Origin of the sequence: Xylophilus rhododendri, from assembly GCF_009906855.1 — a bacterium.
Taxonomy (GTDB): domain Bacteria; phylum Pseudomonadota; class Gammaproteobacteria; order Burkholderiales; family Burkholderiaceae_C; genus Xylophilus; species Xylophilus rhododendri.
In genome coordinates this window covers 4,264,198-4,285,926 of the sequence record NZ_CP047650.1, presented here as the reverse complement: position 1 = coordinate 4,285,926, position 21,729 = coordinate 4,264,198, and the positions used below count along the sequence as shown (strand labels likewise).

Below are 21,729 nucleotides of genomic sequence, written 5' to 3'. Positions count from 1 at the left end.
TCATGGTCGCCAGTGGCATGTTTGCAACAACTCGACTTATAGAATGCAACACGTTCTCATTTGCGTTCCATTCCTCCAAAACAAGCAGCTGTTCGCATCATGTCCATGCAAAACCGTCCCGCATCCGCCCTCACGCCCCTGGCCGTCGCCGCCTTCCTGACGCTGGCCGCCGCCGCCACCCAAGCCCAGACCGCCGCCGGCTCCGCGTCCACCACCGGCACGCTGCAGACCGTCACCGTGAACGCCTCGGCCGACGCCTCCGCCGAAGGCCTGAGCAAGCCCTACGCCGGCGGCCAGGTGGCGCGCGGCGGCCGCATCGGTTTCCTGGGCACCCAGGACTACATGGACACCCCCTTCGCCGTCACCAGCTACACCAACGAGCTGATCCAGAACCAGCAGGCCCGCAGCGTGGCCGACGTGCTGAAGAACGATCCCTCGGTGCGGGTGGCGCGCGGCTTCGGCAACTTCCAGGAGTCCTACTTCATCCGCGGCTTCCTGCTGGGCTCCGACGAGATCGCCTACAACGGCCTCTACAGCCTGCTGCCGCGCCAGTACGTGGCCTCCGAGCTGTTCGAGCGGGTCGAAGTGCTGCGCGGCGCCAGCACCTTCCTGACCGGCGCGGCCCCGGGCGGCGGCGGCATCGGCGGCACCATCAACCTGATGCCCAAGCGTGCCGGCAACGAGGACCTCAACCAGGTCAACCTCAGCACCGGCACCGGCGGCCAGAAGGGCGCGGGCGTGGACCTGTCCCGCCGCTTCGGACCGGACGGCGCCACCGGCGTGCGCCTGAACGCGGCCCACCACGAAGGCGGCACCGGCGTTGATCGTGAACAGGCCAAGCTCGACGTGTTCGCCGTGGGCCTGGACTGGCACAGCCGCGACCTGCGCCTGTCGGCCGACATCGGCTACCAGAACAACAAGCTCTCGCAGACCCGCACCAACGTCACGCCGGGTGTCGGCCTGACCAGCATCCCGCGCGCCCCCGACAGCACCGCCAACTGGGCGCAGCCCTGGTCCTATTCCAACGAGCGCGACACCTTCGGCACCCTGCGCGCCGAATACGACTTCAACTCCCAGGTCACCGGCTGGGCCGCCTACGGCGGACGCCGCAGCACCGAAGCCAACTCCCTGGCCAACCTCACGGTGAACGACGCCAGCACCGGCGCCGGCACCACCTACCGCGCCGACAACTACCGCAAGGACGATGTCGACAGCGCCGAAGCCGGCCTGCGCGCCAGGCTGCAGACCGGCGCGGTCGGCCACACCCTGGTCGCCTCGGCCTCCACCTACCGCCTCGATTCGCGCAATGCCTACGCCTGGAGCCCCATCGGCGGCCTGGCCACCAACCTCTACAGCGCGCCCGGCCTGGCCATGCCCGCCACCACCGGCTTCACCGGCGGCGTGCTGAGCAACCCGCTGACCACCACCCGCAACCAGTTCGACAGCTTCGCCATCGGCGACACCCTGTCCTTCCTCGACGACACCGTGCTGCTCACCCTGGGCGTGCGCCACCAGAGCATCGACACCCGCGGCTACAACTACAACACCGGCGCGCAGACCGACAGCTACGACAAGTCGCGCACCTCCCCGGTGGTCGGCGGCGTGTGGAAGCTGCGCAAGGACGTCTCGGTCTACGCCAACTACATCGAGAGCCTGGCCGCCGCCACCGCCGCGCCCAGCACCGCCGTCAACGTCGGCCAGCTGTTCTCGCCCTATGTCTCCAAGCAGAAGGAGATCGGCGTGAAGTACGACGGCGGCACCCTCGGCGCCGGCGCGGCCTACTTCACCACCAAGAAGCCCAGCGGCTACCTGGACCCGACCAGCAAGATCTACAGCGTGGCCGGCGAGGACAGGCACCAGGGCGTGGAACTGACCGCCTTCGGCGAGCCGATGCGCGGCCTGAAGGTGCTGGGCGGCGTGACCTTCCTCGACGCCAAGCAGGAAAGCACCGCCGGCGGCGCCACCAACGGCAAGAAGGTGATCGGCGTGCCCGATGCCCAGGCCAACATCGGCGTGGAATGGGCCATCCCCGGCGTGCGCGGCCTGGCCGTCGATTCGCAGCTGATCACCACCGGCAAGTTCTACGCCGACGCCGCCAACACCCTGAAGGTGCCCGGCTGGACCCGCCTGGACCTGGGCGTGCGCTACACCACCGAGGTGATGGGCCGTGCCGTCACCCTGCGCGGCCGCATCAACAACGTGGCCGACCGCAGCTACTGGGCCTCGGCCGGCGGCTACTCCGGCAACGGCTACCTGGTACTGGGCGCACCGCGCACCGCCGTGCTCAGCGCCACCTTCGACTTCTGATCCGGCAGGGCCTGGCGGCCCGCTCTCCCTTCGGCGCGGCGCGGCTTCTCTAGAATCCGCGCCGCGTCGCCGTTTCCCGGCAGCGCCAGCCTTCAGGAAAGCGCCCGCCCGATGTCCGAAGAAGCCACCCTGCCGCCCGCCCCGGCGCGCCGCCCGCGCCGCGGCTCCGGCCGCGCCACCCTGGCGGACGTGGCCCGCGTGGCCTGCGTCTCCGCCCAGACCGTCTCCCGCGTCGTCAACGCCCCCGCCTCGGTGCCGCCCGCCACCGTCGCCCTGGTGCGCCAGGCCATCGCCCAGGTCGGCTATGTGCCCAACCTGCTGGCCGGCGGGCTGGCCTCGGGCCGCAGCCGGCTGGTCGCCGCGCTGGTGCCGGCCATCGCCGGCCCGGTCTTCCAGCAGACCATCGAAGCCCTCAGCCAGACCCTGGCCGGCCAGGGCTACCAGCTGATGCTGGGCGAAAGCGGCTTCGCCGAACCCGACGAGGCGGCCGTGCTGCTCAACCTGATCGGCCGCCGGCCGGACGGCATCGTGCTGACCCGCATCGTCGAATCCCCCGCCGCCCGCGCGCTGCTGGCCGGCAGCGGCCTGCCGGTGGTCGAGACCTGGGACCTGAGCGAGGACCCGGTCGACATGCTGATCGGCTTCTCGCACGCCGCCATCGGCGCCGCCGTGGCCGACTACTTCTTCGAGCAGGGCTTTCGCCGCCCCGCCCTGCTGACCGGCGACGATCCGCGTGCCGGCCGGCGTGCCGAGGCCTTCGCCGCGCGGCTGCGCACGCACGGCCTGCTCGGCGCCCAGGCCGCGCTGCCCACGGTGCAGGTGCACGCCCCCGCCCCGCTGGGCGCCGGCCGCCGCGCGCTGGGCGAACTGCTGGCCCGCCATCCCGGCACCGACGCCGTCTTCTGCAGCACCGACATGATCGCCCTGGGCGTGCTGATCGAAGCCCGCGAACGCGGCCTGCGGGTGCCGCAGGACCTGGCCGTGATGGGCTTCGGCGACCTGGCCTTCGCGGCCGACACCGCGCCCGCCCTGACCACCGTGCGAGTCGACGGCGCCGCCATCGGCCGCACGGCCGCGCAGTGGGTGATGGCGCGGGCCGAGCGGCGCGAAGCCGAAAAGCATCGCCTGGACATCGGCTTCGAGATCGTGCGCCGGCACAGCGCCTGATTGGCTCCCTCGCACAGCGGGATGCGGTCCTGCGGGCGACCGGTCTTCGATGCTTCAATAGCCGGACCATGTACATCCCGCCCCACTTCGCCGAAACGCAGCCCGACGAGCTGCACCGCATCCTCCGGGAGCACCCCTTCGCCAGCCTGGTCACCCAGGGCGCGGACGGCCCGGATGCCAACCACCTGCCCTTCGAATTCGATGCGGACAGCGGCCCGCACGGCCGGCTGATCGGCCATGTCGCCCGGGCCAATCCCATCCTGCAGGAGGTGGCCGACGGCAGCCCGGTGCTGGTGATCTTCCGTGCCGGCGATGCCTACATCTCGCCCAACTGGTATCCCAGCAAACACGAGGCGCACCGCCAGGTGCCGACCTGGAACTACCAGGTGGTGCATGTGCACGGCGTCCTGCGTTTCCAGGACGACGAGAAGTTCCTGCGCGGCGTGCTCGCCCGGCTCACCCGCACCCACGAAGCCGATCAGCCGCGGCCCTGGCGCATGGGCGATTCGGCGCCCGAATTCATAGACGGCATGCTCAAGGCCATCGTGGGCGTGGAGATCGAGATCGGCCGCATCGTCGGCAAGTCCAAGCTCAGCCAGAACAAGGAGGCGCGCGACCGGCTGGGCGCGGCCGACGGACTGCAGCAGCGGGGCGAGACGACGGTGTCCGCCGCGATGCGGGCGGCCGGCGGCTCCTGAGACCACGCCTGCCGCGCGCGGCGCGGGCGATGTCACACTCGCCCATCTCCCATTCCGAGGCGCCCATGCTTTCCACCTCTTCCTTCGACCCCGCGCGCCTGGCCGGCGAATACCTCACCTTCCGCCTCGGCGCCGAGGAATACGCCATCGGCATCCTCAAGGTCCAGGAGATCCGTTCCTACGAGGAACCCACCCGCATCGCCAACGCGCCGCCTTTCGTCAAGGGCGTGACCAATCTGCGCGGCGTGATCGTGCCCATCGTGGACCTGCGGCTCAAGCTCAACTGCCCGGAGGCGGAGTTCGGCCCCTCCACCGTGGTGGTGGTGCTCAACGTCGGTGACCTGATCGTGGGTGTGATCGTCGATGCGGTGTCCGACGTGGTCGACCTGCAGGCCGGCCACATCAAGGCCGCGCCGGCCATGGCCCATACCGCCGAAGGCAGCTTCATCAGCGGCATCGCCTCGGTGCAGACCGAGGGCAAGGAACGCACCCTGGTGCTGATCGACATCGAGAACCTGCTGGCCGGCACCGGCCTGAGCACGATCGCCAGGCAGTAAGCAGGGCTCAAGTGTCCAGCGGCGCCAGCAGGCCCTCGACTTCCTCGATGCCGAACTTGGGCACACCCTCCAGGTCCGCCCCCAGCATGCCCGCCGCCAGCGCCGCCTTGCGCGCCTGCAGCTCGCGCATGCGCTCCTCGATGCTGCCCTCGGCGATCAGCCGGTAGACGAAGACGGTGCGGGTCTGCCCGATGCGATGGGCGCGCGCGGTGGCTTGCTCTTCCACGGCGGGGTTCCACCACGGGTCGAGGTGGATCACGGTGTCGGCCGCCGTCAGGTTGAGGCCGGTGCCGCCGGCCTTCAGGCTGGCCAGCAGCACCGGCACCTCGCCCGCCTGGAAGCGGGCGACCAGGGCGCCACGCTCCTCGGGCGGCGTGTCGCCGGTCAGGGACAGCCAGGGCAGCGGCAACTCCGACAGCGCCTCGCCCGCCAGCCGCAGCAAGGCGGTGAACTGCGAGAACACGATCACCTGCCGGCCCTCCTCGACCAGCGGCGGCAGCATCTCGCACAGGCGGTCGAGCTTGGCGCGCTCCATGCCGGGGGGCGTGGCCTCGCCGCGCATCAGGCGCGGATCGCAGCAGACCTGGCGCAGCTTGAGCAGGGCATCCAGCACCGCGATCTGCGCGCCGCCGAAACCCACCCGCTGCAGCACCCGGCGCACCTGCTGGTCGGCAGCCGCACGCACGCTCTCGTACAGCATGCGCTGCTGGCCGAGGAGCGGCACCCGTTCGATGCTCTCCACGCGCGGCGGCAGTTCCGGCGCCACGTCCTGCTTGCGCCGGCGCAGGATGAAGGGCCGGATGCGGCGGGCCAGCAGGTCGGCGCGCGCCGTCTCGCCGCCGACCTCGATCGGTTTCTTCCACAGGCGCTGGAACGTGCTGCTGTCGCCGAGGAAACCCGGCATCAGGAAGTCGAACTGCGACCACAGCTCGCCCAGGTGGTTCTCCAGCGGCGTGCCGGTGATGCACAGCCGGTGGCGGGCGTCGAGCCGTCGCATGGCGCGGGCGGCGCGACCGGTGGCGTCCTTGGTGACCTGGGCCTCGTCCAGCATCAGCAGGTGCCAGGGCTGGGGCCGCAGCCGGTCCAGGTCGCGCCAGGCCAGGGGGTAGGTGGTGATGACCAGGTCGTGGGCGGTCATGGCGGCGAAGTCCGCATGGCGCTGCGGGCCTTGCAGGGCCAGCACCCGCAGCTCCGGCGCCACGCGGCGCGCCTCGGCCAGCCAGTTGAAGACCAGCGAGGTGGGCACTACCACCAGCGAGGGCCGGTCGGCGCGGCCCTGCTGTTTCTCCAGCAGCAGATGGGCCAGCACCTGGGCCGTCTTGCCCAGGCCCATGTCGTCGGCCAGGATGCCGGCCAGCCCCTGCGCACGCAGGTGCTGCAGCCAGGCCAGGCCCTCGACCTGGTAGCCGCGCAGGCTCAGGCCCAGGCCGTGCGGCGGCTCGACGGGTTCGGGCTTGCCTGCGGCGCGCAGGCGTTCGCCCAGCAGCTTCAGGCCCTCCTCGCCCTGCAGGGCCCAGGCACCGGCCGGACCGGCGCGGCGCGGCTGGCTGGCCGCCAGGGCCAGCCGCAGGGCCTGCACACGGCCGGCATCCCAGGTCGAGAGTTTGAGCGGCCCGGCCGCCCGGCGCGGGTCGGTCAGCAGTTCCAGCATGGCGCCGACGATGGCCTTGAGCGGCGCAGCCGGCGCCTCCACATGGCGGCCGCCGGGCATACGCAGGCGGATGCCCTCCTCGTCGTCGATCTCCTCCAGCGCGGCCTTGTCGCGCCAGCGGGCGTCGCGCTTGAGCAGGGCGCCCAGCAGCGGCGCCAGGTCCAGCGTCTGGCCTTCCACTTCCACGCCGAGCGACAGCAGCCAGGAACCCTCGCGCCGGTTCAGCGACAGGCCGCCGGGCGCGATGGCGGCCGAGCCCTCGGCCTCCTCGCCGGCCAGCAGCAGACGCCAGGCGGCGATCGGCATCGGCTCGTGGGCGAAGCCGGGCCAGGTCGTGACCTGCCAGCCGCGGTCGCGCAGATGGGGCACGCGGTCCACGTAGAAGTCGCCGAAGTCTTCCTCGCGCTTGAGGGACCAGAGCCGGGGCGGGTTCGAACCCAGCGCATCCTCCGCCGCCTGCGGGCCGCGCCACTGCAGGCGCTCCAGCGGGATGGGCGAAAAGCCCAGGGCCTGCAGCGGGCCGTCGTCCCCGTCCATCCAGACGACCGTGACCTGCCCGCCGCGTGGGGCGAAATCCTGCGATGGCTCCATGCCCAGCAGGCCCTCGCCGCGGGAGAGCGTGCGCAGGAACAAATGGTGGCGGTCGGGCAAGTCCTTTGGCATCGGCAGGCATTGTCCATGCGGTTCTAAAATCCGCAGACCATGCCCAGCACCGAAACCAGCCCCCGGCCCGTCCGCACCCAATACGAGGACTTCGTCCGCCACGTGCTCGCCCACGGCGTGCAGAAGGCCGACCGCACCGGCACCGGCACCACCAGCGTGTTCGGCTACCAGATGCGTTTCGACCTGAACGAAGGCTTTCCGCTGGTCACCACCAAGAAGGTGCATGTGCGCTCCATCATCCAGGAGCTGCTGTGGTTCCTCACCGGATCGTCCAGCAACAACTGGCTCAAGGAGCGCAACGTCAGCATCTGGGACGAATGGGCCGGCGAGGACGGCGAACTCGGCCCCATCTACGGCGTGCAGTGGCGCAGCTGGCCCAAGCCCGACGGCGGCCACATCGACCAGATCGCCCAGGTCATCGACACCCTCAAGAAAAACCCCGACTCGCGCCGCATCATCGTCAGCGCCTGGAACGTGGCCGACCTCGACAAGATGGCGCTCATGCCCTGCCACGCCTTCTTCCAGTTCTACGTGGCGCCCGCGCAGGAAGCCGGCGGCCGGGGCCAGCTCAGCTGCCAGCTCTACCAGCGCAGCGCGGACATCTTCCTGGGCGTGCCCTTCAACATCGCCAGCTATGCCCTGCTGACCCATATGGTGGCCCAGCAATGCGACCTGGACGTGGGCGAGTTCATCTGGACCGGCGGCGACTGCCACATCTACGCCAACCACCGGGAGCAGGTGGCCGAGCAGCTCTCGCGCACGCCTTACGCCTACCCGACGCTGAAGATCCACCGCCGGCCCGATTCGATCTTCGACTACGAGTTCGAGGACTTCGCCATCGAGGGCTACCAGAGCCACGCCGCCATCAAGGCACCCGTCGCCGTCTGACGTGGCCGCGCGTGTCCACCTGATCTTCGCCCGCGCCGCCAACGGCGTGATCGGCCTCGACAACGCCCTGCCCTGGCACCTGCCCGAGGACATGGCGCATTTCCGCACGCTCACCCGCGGCTGCCCGGTCCTCATGGGCCGCCGGACCTGGGATTCGCTGCCGCCGCGTTTTCGCCCCCTGCCCGGCCGCCGCAACATCGTGCTGACCCGCCAACCCGGCTGGGCCGCCGATGGCGCCGAGGCCGCCGCGGGCCTGGCCGAGGCGCTGGCCCTGTGCGCCGACGCCCCGGTCGTCTGGGTGATCGGCGGCGCGCAGATCTACGCGGAGGCCCTGCCCTTCGCGCATGCGGTGGAAGTCACCGAGATCCACCGCGACTTCGCGGGCGACGCCCTGGCGCCGGTGCTGGAGCCCACAGCCTGGCGGGCGGTGTCGCGCGAAGACGGCCGGTCCGCCGACGGCCTGGACTTCAGTTTCGTCCGCTACGAGAGAAACGAAACGGCCGCCTGACCGCCGCAGGCCCGCCGGCTGCCCTTCGCATCGGCGGCTTCGCTTTTCAGATGCACCGCCTTCGGCTTTGGGCCGGCGCACTTCGTTTTAACGAACATCCGCTTCGCCCTCCGCGGGCCTACTCCCCGTCGGCGCTTCGCACTCCGCGATAGCCGCAACGGGAGACGTGATGCAGAACCGCAAGGCGCCGGGGTCGCGCCGCATGGACAGGGGCGCCCGGCTGGCGCTGGTGTTGTGGATGGGAATGGCCGCCTGCCTGGCACAGGCCGCGCCGCTGAAATTCCGCAGTGCCAATTTCAAATACGTGGTGGACGGCAAGCCGATCCGCGAAGTGCTGCGCGACTTCGGCGCCAGCCAGGGCATGGTGGTGGCGGTGGCGCCGGAGGTGGAGGGCTCGGTGGTCGGCAAGTTCGACCTCACGCCGCGCCAGTTCATCGACCTGCTGGCCCTGTCCTACGGCTTCGTCTATTACTACAACGGCGCGGTGCTGCATGTGTCGGCCTCGCAGGGCATGCACAGCACGCTGGTACAGCTGAGTTATGCCCGGGTCCGGCAGCTGCGCGAGACGCTGGAGCGCATGAACGTGAGCGAGCCGCGTTTTCCCATCGTCTACGACGAGATCGCCAACACCGCGCTGGTGGTCGGGCCGCAGGAGTATGTGGACGTGATCCGCGAGATCTCCATCCAGCTGGAAAAACGCACCCGCACCGGCGGCCGTTCGGTTACCCGTATCTTCCCGCTGCGCTACACCCGCGCCGCCGACCGGCCCGGCACCGACGGCGAGGTGCAGCCCGGCATCGCCTCGCTGCTGCAGGAGCTCTACAACAAGGGCGGCCAGGGCAACAGCGGGGCCGGCGCCAGCCTGCTGCGCTCGGAGCGTTCGCTGTCCGACCGGGTGGCGCCGGCGCTGGGATCGGCCCAGCAGGAAAGCCCTGTGGACACCGGCTCGCTGGCCCTGCGGCGGACCTTCAACATCCAGCCCAAACCGGCCACGGCGGCGACAACAGGCGGCGCGCCGGCCGGCAGCGGCGCCGGCACCTCCGGTTTCGCCCCCACCGCACCCGCGCCGCTGGCCGGCGCATCGGAGCAGGAGGAGCGCGAGGACGAATCCCTGCCGGTGATCCTGCCGGACGCCGACGGCAACAACATCGTGGTGCGCGACCTGCCCGAACGCATGCCGGCCTACGAGGCCCTGATCGCCAGCCTTGACACCCAGCCCCGCATGATCGAGATCGCGGTGCAGATCATCGACATCGACGACAGCGCGCTGCGCGAGGTCGGCGTGGACTGGAACCTGAGCAGCAGACACCTGCTGGGCGGCAGCGCCTCCAGCATCGCGACCAAGGCCACCGAGGGCGGCCTGCTGACGGCCATCATCGGCAACTCCGGCCAGGCGCTGCTGACACGCATCGCCGCGCTGGAGCAGCAGGGCCAGGCCCGCATCAGCTCGCAGCCGCGGGTGGCCACGCTCAACAACATCGCCGCGGTGATGAGCAGCGAGAAGACCTTCTACGTGAAGGTGCCGGGCTACCAGAGCTCATCGCTCTACAACGTCTCGGCCGGGCTCGACATGAAGGTCACGCCCACCGCCACGCGCGAGGCCGACGGCTACCGCATCCGGCTCGAAGTGCGCATCGACGACGGCCAGGTCTCCACCACCGAAACGGTCGACAGTCTGCCCACGGTGAGCCGCAGCCAGATCGGCACCCAGGCCTTCGTGCGGCAGGACGAAAGCCTGCTGCTGGCCGGCCACACGGTGGAGCGCACCGAGGAGCGCAACAGCGGCGTGCCGCTGCTGCAGGACCTGCCGGTGGTGGGCGCCGCCTTCCGGCAGAAGAGCGTCAGCCGCAACCGCACCGAACGCTTGTTCCTGGTCACGCCGCGGGTGCTGGACTGAGCATCGCACGAAGCGAAATCCTTCCGGTTCACGAACTTCGTTTCGCTTTGCCCGATCGGCCAGACCCCGAGGACAGCGAAATTCAAACCGGTCCCGCCCCGGCCGGTCCCAGCCCCACGGGGTCGCGCAGTTCCATCCATCCATGAGGTTCTATGCTTAACGTTATCAACATGTTTGCGCCCAACTACTCGTCCTTCGCGGCGAGGCCTGACTACGCGGGCAATTACGAATCCGTGCGCCGGCGCGCCCAGGGTTGCCACAGCGAGCGGCACCGCAATTTCTTCAACCAGAACCAGGCGGAAATCCAGCGCCGCTGCAGCAGCCGCGACCCCTACGGCTGGCGCATGGACGGCAACACGCGCTACGAGAACCATGTTCCGGCGCAGACCCAGATCGCCGAACAGACCGACACCAGCGCCGTCATCCTGGCCGGCAACAACAAGCTGACCTTCAACAAGGCCGACCAGTCGATGCTGGTGCAGAACGCCGACGGTACCCAGCAGAGCTACAGCTTCAAGGAATGGGGCGACCCGCACAACGTCGTCAACGGCCAGGACATCGGCACCTCGCACGAGAACCTGGGCATCCAGCTGCAGGACGGCACCCGCATCCGCATGCTGATGGGCAATGGCGCGGGTGGCGCGGCGGTCGCCGGCAAGGCCGACTACCTCGACACCGTGGCCATTCAGTCGCCCGACGGCACCGGTGCGGTGGTCAGCGGCATCAGCGGGCCGGGCAAGCTCGGCGTCACGCCGCTGGACTCCAGCTACGCCAGCGAATTCATGGCCGACCAGGCCCTGAGCAAGTTCGGCAACTACGCACCCGCCTGGGTCGGCATCCGCAACGGCCAGCTGATCGACACCAGCAACGGCCAGATCGTGCACGACCAGTACGGCCTGAACCGCCTCGACGAACAGACCCGCAACAACCAGGCCGCCAACAACCTCTACCAGCAGGGCTATGTGCCGATGAACCTGGCCAGCCAGTACGACAGCCCCTTCGGCCAGTACACGCCACAGATGGCCGCCGCGTCCCAGGCGCAGATGGCGCAGCTGATGCACAGGCTGCAGCGCCTGCAGGCCCGCACCGGCGAAGGATTCGCCCAGGTGCAGATGCTGCTGGCGCAGCACCACCTGCCGCAATCCCTCGGCTGGGGCTGGCCCAGCATCTCCGGCTAGGAGCGAGCGCGCCGCTGCCCCGCCATGTCCGAGGAAAAGAACAAGCCGCCCACGCCCAAGAAGCTGCGCGATGCCCGCGAGGACGGCGAAACCGCCAAGAGCGAGGACGCCACCTCGGCCGGCGTGCTGACCGCCGCGGCGGTGATGCTGTGGATCTCCGGCGGCTTCCTGATGGACCGGCTTGCACGCCTGTTCGCCATGGTGTGGGACTGGCTGCCGCGACCCGACGCACCCCTGGCACCCCTGCTGATTGCCATGGCCGGCGAGCTGATGCTGCTGTGCCTGCCCTTCGCCGCCGCCACCATGCTTGGCGCGGTGCTGGCGCTCTTCCTGCAGGGCGCGGTGACCACCTCGATGAAGCCGGTGATGCTGCGGCTGGAGGCCGTGAGCCCCATGGCCGGCCTCAAACGCATCTTCGGCATGAAGGCGGCCATCGGCGCCGCCACCACCCTGCTCAAGGCGGCCGTGCTGCTGGCCCTGCTCTACCTCAACCTGCGCGGCCTGCTGCCGCTGCTGGTGGGCGCCACCGCCCGCTCACCGGAACTGCTGGGCGTGCTGATGTGGCAGGTGCTGATGCGGCTGCTGTTCATCGCGGTCGGCCTCTTCATCGTCTTCGGCATCATCGACTACGGCATCCAGCACGCCATGTTCATCCGCGAACACCGCATGGACGACGACGAGATCAAGCGCGAGAACAAGGAGCAGATGGGCAATCCCGAGGTCAAGCAGGCACGCAAGGAGCTGGCCCATGAACTGCTGATGGGCGATGCGCCGGCGGCCGTCGCGTCCTCCAACATGGTGGTGGCCAACCCGACCCACTTCGCCGTGGCCATCTCCTACCGGCCCGGCGGCGTGCCCCAGGTCGTGTGCAAGGGCCAGGATGCGGCCGCCCTGCAGATACGCGCGCTGGCCGAGCAGCTGGAGGTGCCGGTCATCGTCAACCCGCCGCTGGCCCGCACCCTCTACAAGGTGCCGGTGGGCGGCGGCATACCGCGCGAATGCTTCCAGATCGTCGGGCTGATGCTGCACTGGGTGGATCAGATGAAGGCCCAGCCCGGCCTGCCGCAGCCCGGGCACGGCGCATGAAGGCCCGCCGTCCCTTCGGCGGCGAGCTGGCCACCGCCGGCCTGGTCATCGCCATCGTCGGCCTGATGATCCTGCCGCTGCCGCCGCCGGTCATCGATGCCTTGCTGGCCGTCAACATCACGCTGAGCGTGCTGCTGCTGATGTCGGCGCTGTACGCGCCGACGGCCGTGTCGATGTCGTCCTTTCCCTCGCTGCTGCTGTTCACCACGCTGCTGCGCCTGTCGCTCAACATCGCGGCGACCAAGGCCATCCTGCTGCGCGGCGACGCCGGCCACATCATCGAGAGCTTCGGCAACCTGGTCGTCGGCGGCAACCTGCTGGTGGGCATGACGGTGTTCGTCATCATCGCGGCGGTGCAGTTCATCGTGATCGCCAAGGGCTCGGAGCGGGCCTCGGAAGTCAGCGCCCGGTTCGCGCTCGACGGCCTGCCCGGCCAGCAGATGAGCATCGACGCCGAGCTGCGCGCCGGCTCCATGACCGCCGACGAAGCCCGCCGCAAACGCGCCATGCTGGCCATGGAAAGCAAGCTGCACGGCAGCATGGACGGCGCGATGAAGTTCGTGAAGGGCGACGCCATCGCGGCCCTGGTCATCACCATCATCAACATCTGCGCCGGCATCACCATCGGCGTGAGTTACCACGAGATGTCGATGGCGGTGGCCGCGCAGAAGTACTCGGTGCTGTCGATCGGCGATGCGATGGTGTCGCAGATCCCCTCGCTGCTGATCTCGGTGGCCGCCGGCGTGCTGACCACCCGGGTGCTGGACACCCGCACCGCCAAGCGCGATTCGCTCGGCCAGGAAGTCGTGCGCCAGCTCGGCAGCAGCACGCCGGCGCTGTACATGTCGAGCCTGCTGCTGGTGGGCTTCGCGGCGGTGCCGGGTTTTCCGTACCCGCTGTTCCTGACGGCCTCGGCCGGCCTGGCGCTGTGCGCCTGGCGCCTGCAGCGGGGCGCCGCCCCGGGAGGCGAAGGTGCGGATGCCGAGACCAGCGACGGCCGCCGCATGCCCTCGCTGCGCGGCTACGGCGCCAAGGGCGAGGCGCCCAGCATCACCGATGCCGCCCCGGTCTTCGCCAGCCCGCTGGGACTGCGCCTGTCCGAGGCCATGGTGCCGCGGCTGCAGCCGGCCGCGCTCGACGACGCCTTCCGCGTGGCGCGCGCCGCGCTGGAGGAGGAGTACGGCGTGCCCTTTCCCGGCATGGCGGTCTGGTCCAGCCAGATGGCCGAAGGCCGCGGCTACGACGTGCTGGTGCAGGACGTGCCGGTCGAGACCCGCCCCCTGCCGCCGCCCGGCCTGGCGCAGCTGGAGACCGCGGTGGCCACCGACGTGGTCGCGGTGCTGGCGCGCAACGCCCATCTCTTCGTCGGCATCCAGGAGACGCAGTGGATGTTCGACAAGCTCAATGCCGACTACCCGGGCCTGATCACCGAGGTGCAGAAGGTGCTGCCGCTGCAGCGGGTGGCCGACGTGCTGCGCCGGCTGCTGGAGGAGCAGATCCCGATCCGCAACCTGCGCTCCATCCTGGAGAGCCTCGTCTACTGGGGACCGAAGGAGAAGGACGTGCTGGTGCTGACCGAATACGTGCGCGGCGACCTCGGCCGCATGATCGCCTGGCGTGCCGGCGGCAGCGCCCGCAAGCTGCATGCGGTGTTCCTGCAGGTGGACCTGGAGCAGCTGATACGCCAGGGCATCAAGCCCACGCCCACCGGCAACTTCCTCACCCTGCCGCCGGAGCAGGTGGCCGGCGCGATCGAGGCGATCCAGCGGGTCAGCGGCGAGCAGCCGCGGGACGACCTGGCCATCGTCACCGCCATGGACATCCGGCGTTATGTGCGCCGCATGATCCAGCAGCGCCTGCCCTGGCTGAACGTGTTTTCCTTCCACGAGCTGGGCGAGCACCTGGAGCTGGTCTCGGCCGGCGAGGCGCGCCTGGCGGAGCCGCCGCGCGGCGGCGGCGGCATGGGAGCGCCAGGGATGCGCTAGCGCCGGCGCCCTGGCGCTAGAACACGGTGACCAGCTCGTCGTCCTCCTCCACCACGGCGGCATCGCAGGCCTCGTCGGCGATCGCGCCTATGCCCGCGCGCACCTCTTCCAGCAGGCTCGTCCGGCGTTGCATGGGCGGCCCCTGCGGTGCCTGCTCGGCCGCATCGGTGGCCGCTGCCAGCAGCCAGCCGCGCACCTGTTCGGCCTCGGCGCGGTAGGCGTCCTGCATGCGCCGGTCGGCGCCGGGATCGCGGTCCCGGTTGAGTCCGGCCTGCGCCGCATGCTCGATGTCGGCCAGCACCCTGCGGTCCATCGCATCGAAGGCGCGAGCCAGCTCGGTCGCGCTCCAGGCACGGGGCTCGCCGCTGCGCAGCGGGCCGGTCTGGCCAGGATGCTCGTGCGCGAACTGGCGCAGCGCCTGCCGGAAGAGCTGGGCCCGCTGCTCCTGCAGCCGGCGTTTCTGATTGCCGCGCACATGGCGCTCGATCAGCACCAGCGCCTTGACCAGCAGCGTGAAAGCCACGCCGTAGGCCAGCAGCCCGGTCAGCGCGGAGACCGCCAGCGCGGCGATGCGGTTGCTGCGCAGCATCTCGCAGGCCAGCGTGCCCAGGGGCAGCAGCACGTCGGGCACCAGGGTGGCGAGAAAGAGCGCCAGCGCGGTCGTCGGCATGCCCAGCACCAGCTTGCGGCCCAGCGTGCTGCCGCCCAGATAGACCCGGCTGGCCTTGCTGAAACTGGTGCGCATCGCCAGGCCGAGCCGCGGCGAGGCCTCACCCTTGATGGCGCAAAGCGCATCGGCCGTCACGAAGAGCGGCAGCAGGAGCGGCCCGGCAGGCTTGTTGACGCGATCCGCCGCCCCCAGCCCATGCCGGTGGCCCAGCCGCTCCGCCGCGGCGGCGCCGCCGTAGATGATGTTGGCGGAGCACGAGGCCAGGGCCGACAGTGCCCCGGCCAGGGCCGCGTGCGGCGCCAGCCCCCATTGGTGGAACACGGCGATCTGGTGCATCAGGCGGACGGCATGGCACGCACCGAAGGCCGGAGTCCCGTACTTGATGTTGAAGATGCTGGCGATGCCGGTCATCTCGGACTGCAGACGCGCCACCTCGGCGCAGGCCTCGGCATGCGCCTTCAGCTCGGCGGTGTAGAGCTCGCCGTCCTTGAGCCGGCCGTCTTCGTGCCGCGGCGAAGGCACCGGATACAGGATGGACGGGTCGACCGGCACCACCGAGGTGACGCCGCCGCCGCTGAGCAGCAGCGCGATCGCATCGATCAGCGGCCGCAGCGTGACCGCGGTGGCACCGGCGATCACGGCGTAGCCCAGCGCTCCCGGCACCGCGCCCAGCATGGCGTTGACGATCTGCCGGCCAGCCGCGCTGGCGCTGAAGGAAGGCGTGGTCGGCCCCATCGCCAGGTCGTGCGACCCATGGTTGCGGGCCGCCGCCACCGCCGCGACCATCCATGCGAAGGTGCCGAAATTGATGCCGCCGATCAGGCCGCTCTGCACCGCCGTCTTGATCAGCACACCGGCGGTGCGCCAGCGGTACAGCGCACAACCGCCGTCCTCCACGTACTGGCGCAGGCGCGCATGGGCGGCCTGGTCGGCTTCGGCCTGGGCGGCACGCTGGTTCAGCCAGCGCAGGTCCATGCCCTTGGCCAGCATGTCCAGTACCGGCTCGGCGAAGGTGGAGGGGCAGTCGTAGTAGACATCGCCCTGCTCCGGGTCTTCCACCGGATTGAGCTCGTGCAGGGCCACGAGGAAGTCCGTTCCGGCCTGCGGCGGCGGCTGGGGCCGGATCGTGGTGGTGGTCGTGGTGGTCGTGGTGGTGATCGCCGCGATGTCCGCGAGCTGGAACCGCACCGCCGCCGCAGGCGGCATCGTGCGCAAGGCGATTTCCTGTGTCATGGGCAGCTCCTGGTGGTGGGCTGCTTCGATTGTTCGGGCCGTCGCGGCCCTCCCCGACCCACGGGCGAAGCCGGGCTGCGGCAGGCGAACTGCGACGCCTCAGAGCATGACCGACGCGTCGCAGCCTTGCGGCAGCAGTTCGGCCACCAGGGCCTGGAGTGCCGGCAGCTGCAGCTTCAGCAGCTCGCGCACCCAGCACTGCGTGGTTTCGAAACGCAGGGCGAGCAGGCCGGGCGCATAGGACAGGTGCAGCACCGTATCGGGCAGCAGCTGCGCATCCAGCGGTATACGCGCGCTCCACACGCTTTGCGCCTGCTCGAAGCGGCAGACCATGCCGACCGCATCGGCCACCTGCTGCAGGCGCCAGTCGAGTTCCTCCGCGCCGCCATCGGCCTGGCCGGATCCGCCCTGCTCGCCACCATCGTCGCCGCCCTGCCGGCCAGGCACGGGCGCCGCCGCCAGCGCCGGGCCCGGCGCCTGCTCCGCGGCCTCGCCCTGCACCGCGGTACCGCGTTCGGACCAGGCTTCCGTCCAAGGCGATGCATGCGCCCGCGGCGGATGAAGCGGACGATGCGGCGGCGGCACCGGCCGTACCGGCGGCGGGATGACCGGCGGTTCGCTCATCGCAGGCTGTGCCACCTGGCCAGCACCGCCGGCAGCTCGGCCAGCGACAGGTAATGCCGGATGTCGGCCAGGAACACGCTGGAGAACAGCACCATGGCCAGCAGCGCGACCGCGCTCTTGAGCGGCGTGGCCAGCGGCGAGGTGTCGGCGTTCTTGGCCGCACGCGCCACCAGGCCCATGCCGACATCCACGAAGGCCAGCAGGAACAGGATGGGCATGGACAGCGACACCACCATGCGCATCAGATGGGTCAGGCCGATCCCGGCCAGCGCCTCGGGCACCGCCGGCCACTGCGGCAAGGGATCGAGCACCGGCCACCAGCGGTAGGTCTCACCGATCACGCCCAGCAGCAGGAGCATGCCGCCCGAGGTCCAGAACACCGCGACGAACATCTGCAGCATCACATCGGAGACCGGCGTGTTCTGCTCCGGGCTCGACGGGTTGATCAGCTGCACGTTGTTGTAGCCGGCCAGGTTGTCCACCAGCGCGCCGACCGACTGCGCCACCCAGAAGCCCTGCCCCGCGGCGAAGCCGATGGTGAAGCCGATCAGGGCCTCGCGCACGGCCACCGTCGCCAGGAACTGCGGCGTGGCCAGGGCTTCGAGCGTGGCGGGCGACGCCCCCATGGCCACATGCGCGGCGAAGCTCACGCACAGCAGATGGCGGGTGGTGGCCGTCATGGCCGGCTCCGAGGTCGCCGGCAGCACCACGAAGGCCACCGCCGGACGGATGAAGAACAGCATCCACAGCGCGCCCCACAGCGGTATCTGCCGGGGCACATCGAACATGGAGGCCATCATTGAAGCGACTCCAGCAGGCGCATGGTCTGGCGGAAGTCGACGATCTCGCCGACCGGCTGCGCCAAAAACTCCTGGATCTGCGCATGGCGGGCGATGGCTTCGTCGGCCTCGGGATCGCTGCCGCTCTTGTATTCGCCGATGCGCAGCAGCGTCTCCACCTCGCGGTAGCGCGACAGCATGCGCCGCACCTGCCCGGCCGCGCGCTGATGGCGTTCGCCGACCACCTCGGTCATCACCCGGCTCAGGCTGCCGGTCACGTCGATGGCCGGATAGTGGTTGCGCGCGGCGATCTCGCGCGACAGCACCATGTGGCCGTCCAGGACGCCGCGCACCTCCTCGGCGATCGGATCGGAGCCGGTGTCGTCCTCGGCCAGGATGGTGTAGAGCGCGGTGATCGAGCCCTTCTGCGACAGCCCCGGCCGCTCCAGCAGCCGCGGCAGCTCGGCGAAGATGGAAGGCGGGAAACCGCGCCGGGTCGGCGGCTCGCCGGCGGCCAGGCCGATCTCGCGCTGGGCACGGGCGAAGCGGGTGACCGAGTCCATCATCAGCAGCACCTTGGCGCCCTGGTCGCGGAAGTATTCGGCCACCGCCGTGGCCACATGCGCGGCCTTGGCCCGCTCCACCGAGGAGCGGTCGGAGGTGGCGCAGACCACCACGCTGCGCCGCATGCCCTCGGGCCCCAGCACCCGCTCGACGAATTCGCGCACCTCGCGGCCGCGTTCGCCGATGAGGGCGATCACGTTGACATCGCACTGCGCGCCGCGCGCGAACATCGACAGCAGCGTGCTCTTGCCGGTGCCGGCCGGCGCGAAGATGCCCATGCGCTGGCCCTCGCCCAGGGTGAGCAGCGCATCGACGCAGCGCACGCCGGTGTGCAGCGGCCTGGCGATCATCGGCCGGTCCATGGGCGCGGGCGGGGCGCACATCATGGAACGCTCATCGGTGGTGGCGACCGGGCCGCGGCCGTCGATCGGCTCGCCCAGCACATCGACCACCCGGCCCAGCAGGCCGGGGCCCACCTTCACCTGCAGCGGCCGGCCGGTGCCGACGACCAGGGTGGAGCGCGACAGGCCGGCCGCGCCGCCCATCGGCATCAGAAGCGCATGCTCGCTGGAAAAGCCGACCACCTCGGCGTACTGCAGCAGCCGGCCGCTGCGCTCGCGCAACTCGCAGAGTTCGCCGCAGACCGCGTCCAGCCCGGTGGCGCGCACCAGGGTGCCGACCACCTCGGCCACCTTGCCGGCGGTGGCGACGGCGGGTTTCCAGCGCAGGGCCGCCGGGGCGGGGTTCAATGTGCTCACGGCGCTCACCATGGTTTTCCGCTGCGGTTGCGTGGCATCAGGGAGGCGGCGCCTTCGCGGCCGAATAGCTTCTCGAAGTCGGCCTCGTCGCCCAGGGCGTCGAGATCGTCGAGGTCGTCGAACTCATCCATGTCGTCCAAGTCGTCCAGCTCGTCGAGCTGCTCGCCGTCCTGCATGCGGCCGAAGCGGCGCGCGGCCAGCGCGGCCATGCGCATGGCATCGGCCGGATCGCCCAATGCGCCCAGTGCGTCGGGCGCGCCGGGCGCGCCCGGGTCCAGCGGATCCTGCAGCCCCCGCGCGAAGGACAGCGACGGCGGGGACTGCGGCACCGGCGGCGCGGCCTGCTCCACCGGATGGGGCAAGGGCTCCAGGTCTTCGAGCGCGCCCATCGCGGCCTGGCGCAAGGTGGCGAGCTGCTGCGACAGGCTGCCGTCCGCATAACCCTGCGGCGACTCGCAGATGCAGCTGCCGGGCGCCACCGCGTCCGACACGATCAGTTTGACCACCGTGTTGTCGCGCCAGCGCGGACGCAGCTTCTCGATGGCCTCGCGCGCCAGCGGCTCCTCGTCTGGATGCACGGTGACCGACAGCGTCAGGTCCTTTTCGGCCAGGGTGTCGAGTGCCTGCAGCGCCTGCTCCATGTAGCTGGCCATGGCCGGCCCCTGCAGCAGGCTGGCGGTGGCCTGCACCACCATGTCGGCCAGGCGTTTGCGCTGCCCGCCGAAACGCTCGGCCGCCTGCTGGCGCTGTTGCACCGCCTCGGCATGCCAGTGGCGCAAGGCGTCGCGCCGGCCCTGGGCATAGCCGAGCCGTGTGACGGAGGCGGCATCGAGCTGGGCCTTGGCGGCGATCGCCTGCGCATCCGCCCGGGCGGCGGCGCGTATGCCTTCGGCCTCGGCCTCTGCTTCGGCGCGCAGGCCGGCCAGGGTTTCGCTGGCGATGTCGTCCAGCTCGTCTAGGCGCTCCAGCGAGCGCATCGCCTCGCGCGGCACGATGTCGTGCGCGAAGGCCAGTTCGACGTTCGCGCATTTCAGCCAAACAGCCATGTGGCCTCCGGTATGAAGCGCTCCAGGCGCTGCAGCACCCAGGCGCTGCCGTCGCGTGCGCCGGGGAACTCGTCCAGCGCCGCGGGCCGGCACAGCTCCTGCGCAAAGCCCAGGCGCAGCCGATGCAGCAGGGCGCGGTCGGACCAGACCGCGTCGCGCTCGAACAGGCAGAAGCCCTCCCAGGCCAGGGTGTCGGCCGGATGGGGACGTGGGCCGCAAGGCGGCAGGGGCAGGCCTTCGTCGTCGCGCTGCATGTCCTGCGCGGCCTCGCGCAGCACGGTTTCGAAGACCACCGGATGCAGCCAGCTCACCAGCCGGCGGCGCAGCGCCGGTTCCACGCAGCGCCGCAAGGCCGGGCGATGCCGCAGCAGGGCACGGGCGCGCAGCACCCGGCACAGCGTGGCCGGCGGCAGCGCCGCCAGCCGGTGGGCCGGGCGGTCGAAGGCCTGGGCGGGCGGAATCGCCAGCCCCATGGCCGCGCAGAAACGGCTCACGGCCGTGTCGCTGGCCGGGTCGGGCGCCTGCAGGCCCAGGGGCAGGTACCAGCTGGGATGCACCCAGTCGGCTGCCCGGCGCCAGGCATCGCCGCAGGCCTGCAGCCGCCGGGCCAGGGGCGCGATGGCCGTTCGGTCGAGCTGCGGCTTCATGCATCCGCTCCCGTCGCAGCGCTGCTGCCCAGCCGCTCGCGCAGCCGGTCCATCCAGCGTGCCAGCACCGGCAGGGGCCAGATGCCGCGCGCGGCCTGCTCGGGGCGCACCCAGGTCCAGCCGGCCAGCATCGCCAGGCAGGCCGCCAGGCCGCCGATGGCGGCCATGACGACGCCCAGCACCGGGAACTCCTGCACCACCGTCGCGGCGGCGGCGGAGGCGGAGGCGGCATCGCCCGGCACGAAGGTGACGCTGACCTGTTCGTAGCTCAAGCCCTCCACGCTGTGCGCCACCAGGTTCTTGACCGGCGAGACCAGCGCCGAGACCGCCATGCCCGGCCGGTACTTGACGAAGACCGAGGCGCTCGAGGGCTTGATTTCGGTGGCCAGCGGATCGTTGTTGGGCAGCACGATATGGACCCGGGCGACGATCACGCCGTCCATGCGCGACAGGGTCTCCGACAGCTCCTGCGAGACGCCGTAGACGAAACGCACCCGCTCCTCGACCGGCGTGGAGATGAGCCCGTCCTTCTTGAACAGGTCGCCCAGGCTGGAGAAGTGGTTGCGCGGCAAGCCGCGCTCGCGCAGCAGTTCCAGCGAATGCACGATGGCGTCCTCGGGCACCCGCAGGTTCCAGGTCTTGCCGTTGTCCGGCGATGCCTTCTCGGCCGCGATGCCGGCGGCCAGCAGCACGGCCAGGGCCTCGTTGCAGTCGGGCTCGGTCATGGCGGTGAAGAGTTCCGCGTTGCAGGCGGCCAGCAGCAGGGACAGCAGCATGGCCAGGACAAGGGCGCTCAGGCGGCGCAGGCATCTCATGGGCATCT

At 70.6% G+C, this 21,729-nt stretch carries 18 protein-coding genes; 10 read left to right on the top strand and 8 right to left on the bottom strand.

Annotated elements, in window-relative coordinates; all coding sequences use genetic code 11:
• Positions 1-105: 105 nt before the first annotated feature.
• The 4 genes from GT347_RS19775 to GT347_RS19760 all read left to right on the top strand — a co-directional run bounded on the left by GT347_RS19775 (position 106) and on the right by GT347_RS19760 (position 4,729).
• Positions 106-2,307: a TonB-dependent receptor gene (locus GT347_RS19775; RefSeq protein WP_160553835.1), complete on the top strand. Its 2,202-nt coding sequence runs from the start codon at positions 106-108 to the stop codon at positions 2,305-2,307.
• Between the two features lie 111 nt (positions 2,308-2,418).
• Positions 2,419-3,474, top strand: a complete 1,056-nt coding sequence (locus GT347_RS19770) for a LacI family DNA-binding transcriptional regulator (protein ID WP_160553834.1) — start codon at positions 2,419-2,421, stop codon at positions 3,472-3,474.
• Positions 3,475-3,542: 68 nt separating this feature from the next.
• Positions 3,543-4,172, top strand: a complete 630-nt coding sequence (locus tag GT347_RS19765; protein WP_160553833.1) for an FMN-binding negative transcriptional regulator — start codon at positions 3,543-3,545, stop codon at positions 4,170-4,172.
• A 65-nt stretch (positions 4,173-4,237) separates the two neighbouring features.
• Complete coding sequence (locus tag GT347_RS19760; protein ID WP_229722391.1) at positions 4,238-4,729, top strand: chemotaxis protein CheW; 492 nt, start codon at positions 4,238-4,240, stop codon at positions 4,727-4,729.
• A 7-nt stretch (positions 4,730-4,736) separates the two neighbouring features.
• Here GT347_RS19760 and GT347_RS19755 read toward each other — a convergent pair whose 3' ends face one another.
• Positions 4,737-7,043 carry a DEAD/DEAH box helicase gene (locus GT347_RS19755; protein ID WP_160553831.1) on the bottom strand — a complete coding sequence of 769 codons (2,307 nt, stop codon included), beginning with the start codon at positions 7,041-7,043 and terminating at the stop codon, positions 4,737-4,739.
• 39 nt (positions 7,044-7,082) lie between these two features.
• Between GT347_RS19755 and GT347_RS19750 the strand changes: the two genes are divergently transcribed.
• From GT347_RS19750 to GT347_RS19725, 6 genes are all read left to right on the top strand, one after another.
• On the top strand, positions 7,083-7,931 hold the full coding sequence (locus tag GT347_RS19750) for a thymidylate synthase (RefSeq protein ID WP_160553830.1): 849 nt from the start codon (positions 7,083-7,085) through the stop codon (positions 7,929-7,931).
• 1 nt (position 7,932) lies between these two features.
• Positions 7,933-8,439 (top strand): dihydrofolate reductase, encoded by a 507-nt coding sequence (locus GT347_RS19745; protein WP_160553829.1) that lies wholly within the window; start codon positions 7,933-7,935, stop codon positions 8,437-8,439.
• Between the two features lie 169 nt (positions 8,440-8,608).
• Positions 8,609-10,336, top strand: a complete 1,728-nt coding sequence (gene sctC / locus GT347_RS19740) for a type III secretion system outer membrane ring subunit SctC (protein ID WP_160553828.1) — start codon at positions 8,609-8,611, stop codon at positions 10,334-10,336.
• Positions 10,337-10,506: 170 nt separating this feature from the next.
• Positions 10,507-11,514, top strand: coding sequence for a hypothetical protein (locus tag GT347_RS19735; protein WP_160553827.1), 1,008 nt, complete (start codon positions 10,507-10,509; stop codon positions 11,512-11,514).
• 24 nt (positions 11,515-11,538) lie between these two features.
• A complete protein-coding gene (locus GT347_RS19730; RefSeq protein WP_160553826.1) occupies positions 11,539-12,600 on the top strand; it encodes an EscU/YscU/HrcU family type III secretion system export apparatus switch protein in 1,062 nt (353 codons plus the stop codon).
• Entirely contained in the window at positions 12,597-14,585 is a 1,989-nt protein-coding gene (locus GT347_RS19725; protein ID WP_160553825.1) for an FHIPEP family type III secretion protein, read from the top strand. Before GT347_RS19730 ends, GT347_RS19725 begins: the two co-directional genes overlap by 4 nt.
• A 16-nt stretch (positions 14,586-14,601) precedes the next feature.
• On the opposite strand, the gene GT347_RS19720 is transcribed toward GT347_RS19725, so the two are convergent.
• The 7 genes from GT347_RS19720 to sctJ all read right to left on the bottom strand — a co-directional run bounded on the left by GT347_RS19720 (position 14,602) and on the right by sctJ (position 21,727).
• Complete coding sequence (locus GT347_RS19720; RefSeq protein WP_160553824.1) at positions 14,602-16,488, bottom strand: hypothetical protein; 1,887 nt, start codon at positions 16,486-16,488, stop codon at positions 14,602-14,604.
• Positions 16,489-16,587: 99 nt separating this feature from the next.
• On the bottom strand, positions 16,588-17,112 hold the full coding sequence (locus GT347_RS19715) for a type III secretion HpaP family protein (protein ID WP_160553823.1): 525 nt from the start codon (positions 17,110-17,112) through the stop codon (positions 16,588-16,590).
• Positions 17,109-17,912, bottom strand: coding sequence for a type III secretion system export apparatus subunit SctT (gene sctT, locus GT347_RS19710; protein ID WP_160553822.1), 804 nt, complete (start codon positions 17,910-17,912; stop codon positions 17,109-17,111). Before sctT ends, GT347_RS19715 begins: the two co-directional genes overlap by 4 nt.
• Positions 17,909-19,213, bottom strand: a complete 1,305-nt coding sequence (sctN, locus tag GT347_RS19705) for a type III secretion system ATPase SctN (protein WP_407704111.1) — start codon at positions 19,211-19,213, stop codon at positions 17,909-17,911. Before sctN ends, sctT begins: the two co-directional genes overlap by 4 nt.
• Positions 19,214-19,218: 5 nt before the next feature.
• Positions 19,219-20,259: a hypothetical protein gene (locus tag GT347_RS19700; RefSeq protein ID WP_160553820.1), complete on the bottom strand. Its 1,041-nt coding sequence runs from the start codon at positions 20,257-20,259 to the stop codon at positions 19,219-19,221.
• Entirely contained in the window at positions 20,244-20,906 is a 663-nt protein-coding gene (locus tag GT347_RS19695; RefSeq protein WP_160553819.1) for a type III secretion protein HrpB4, read from the bottom strand. The genes GT347_RS19700 and GT347_RS19695 overlap by 16 nt, the downstream gene beginning before the upstream one ends.
• Positions 20,903-21,727: a type III secretion system inner membrane ring lipoprotein SctJ gene (gene sctJ, locus GT347_RS19690; protein ID WP_407704110.1), complete on the bottom strand. Its 825-nt coding sequence runs from the start codon at positions 21,725-21,727 to the stop codon at positions 20,903-20,905. Before sctJ ends, GT347_RS19695 begins: the two co-directional genes overlap by 4 nt.
• Positions 21,728-21,729 lie beyond the last annotated feature (2 nt).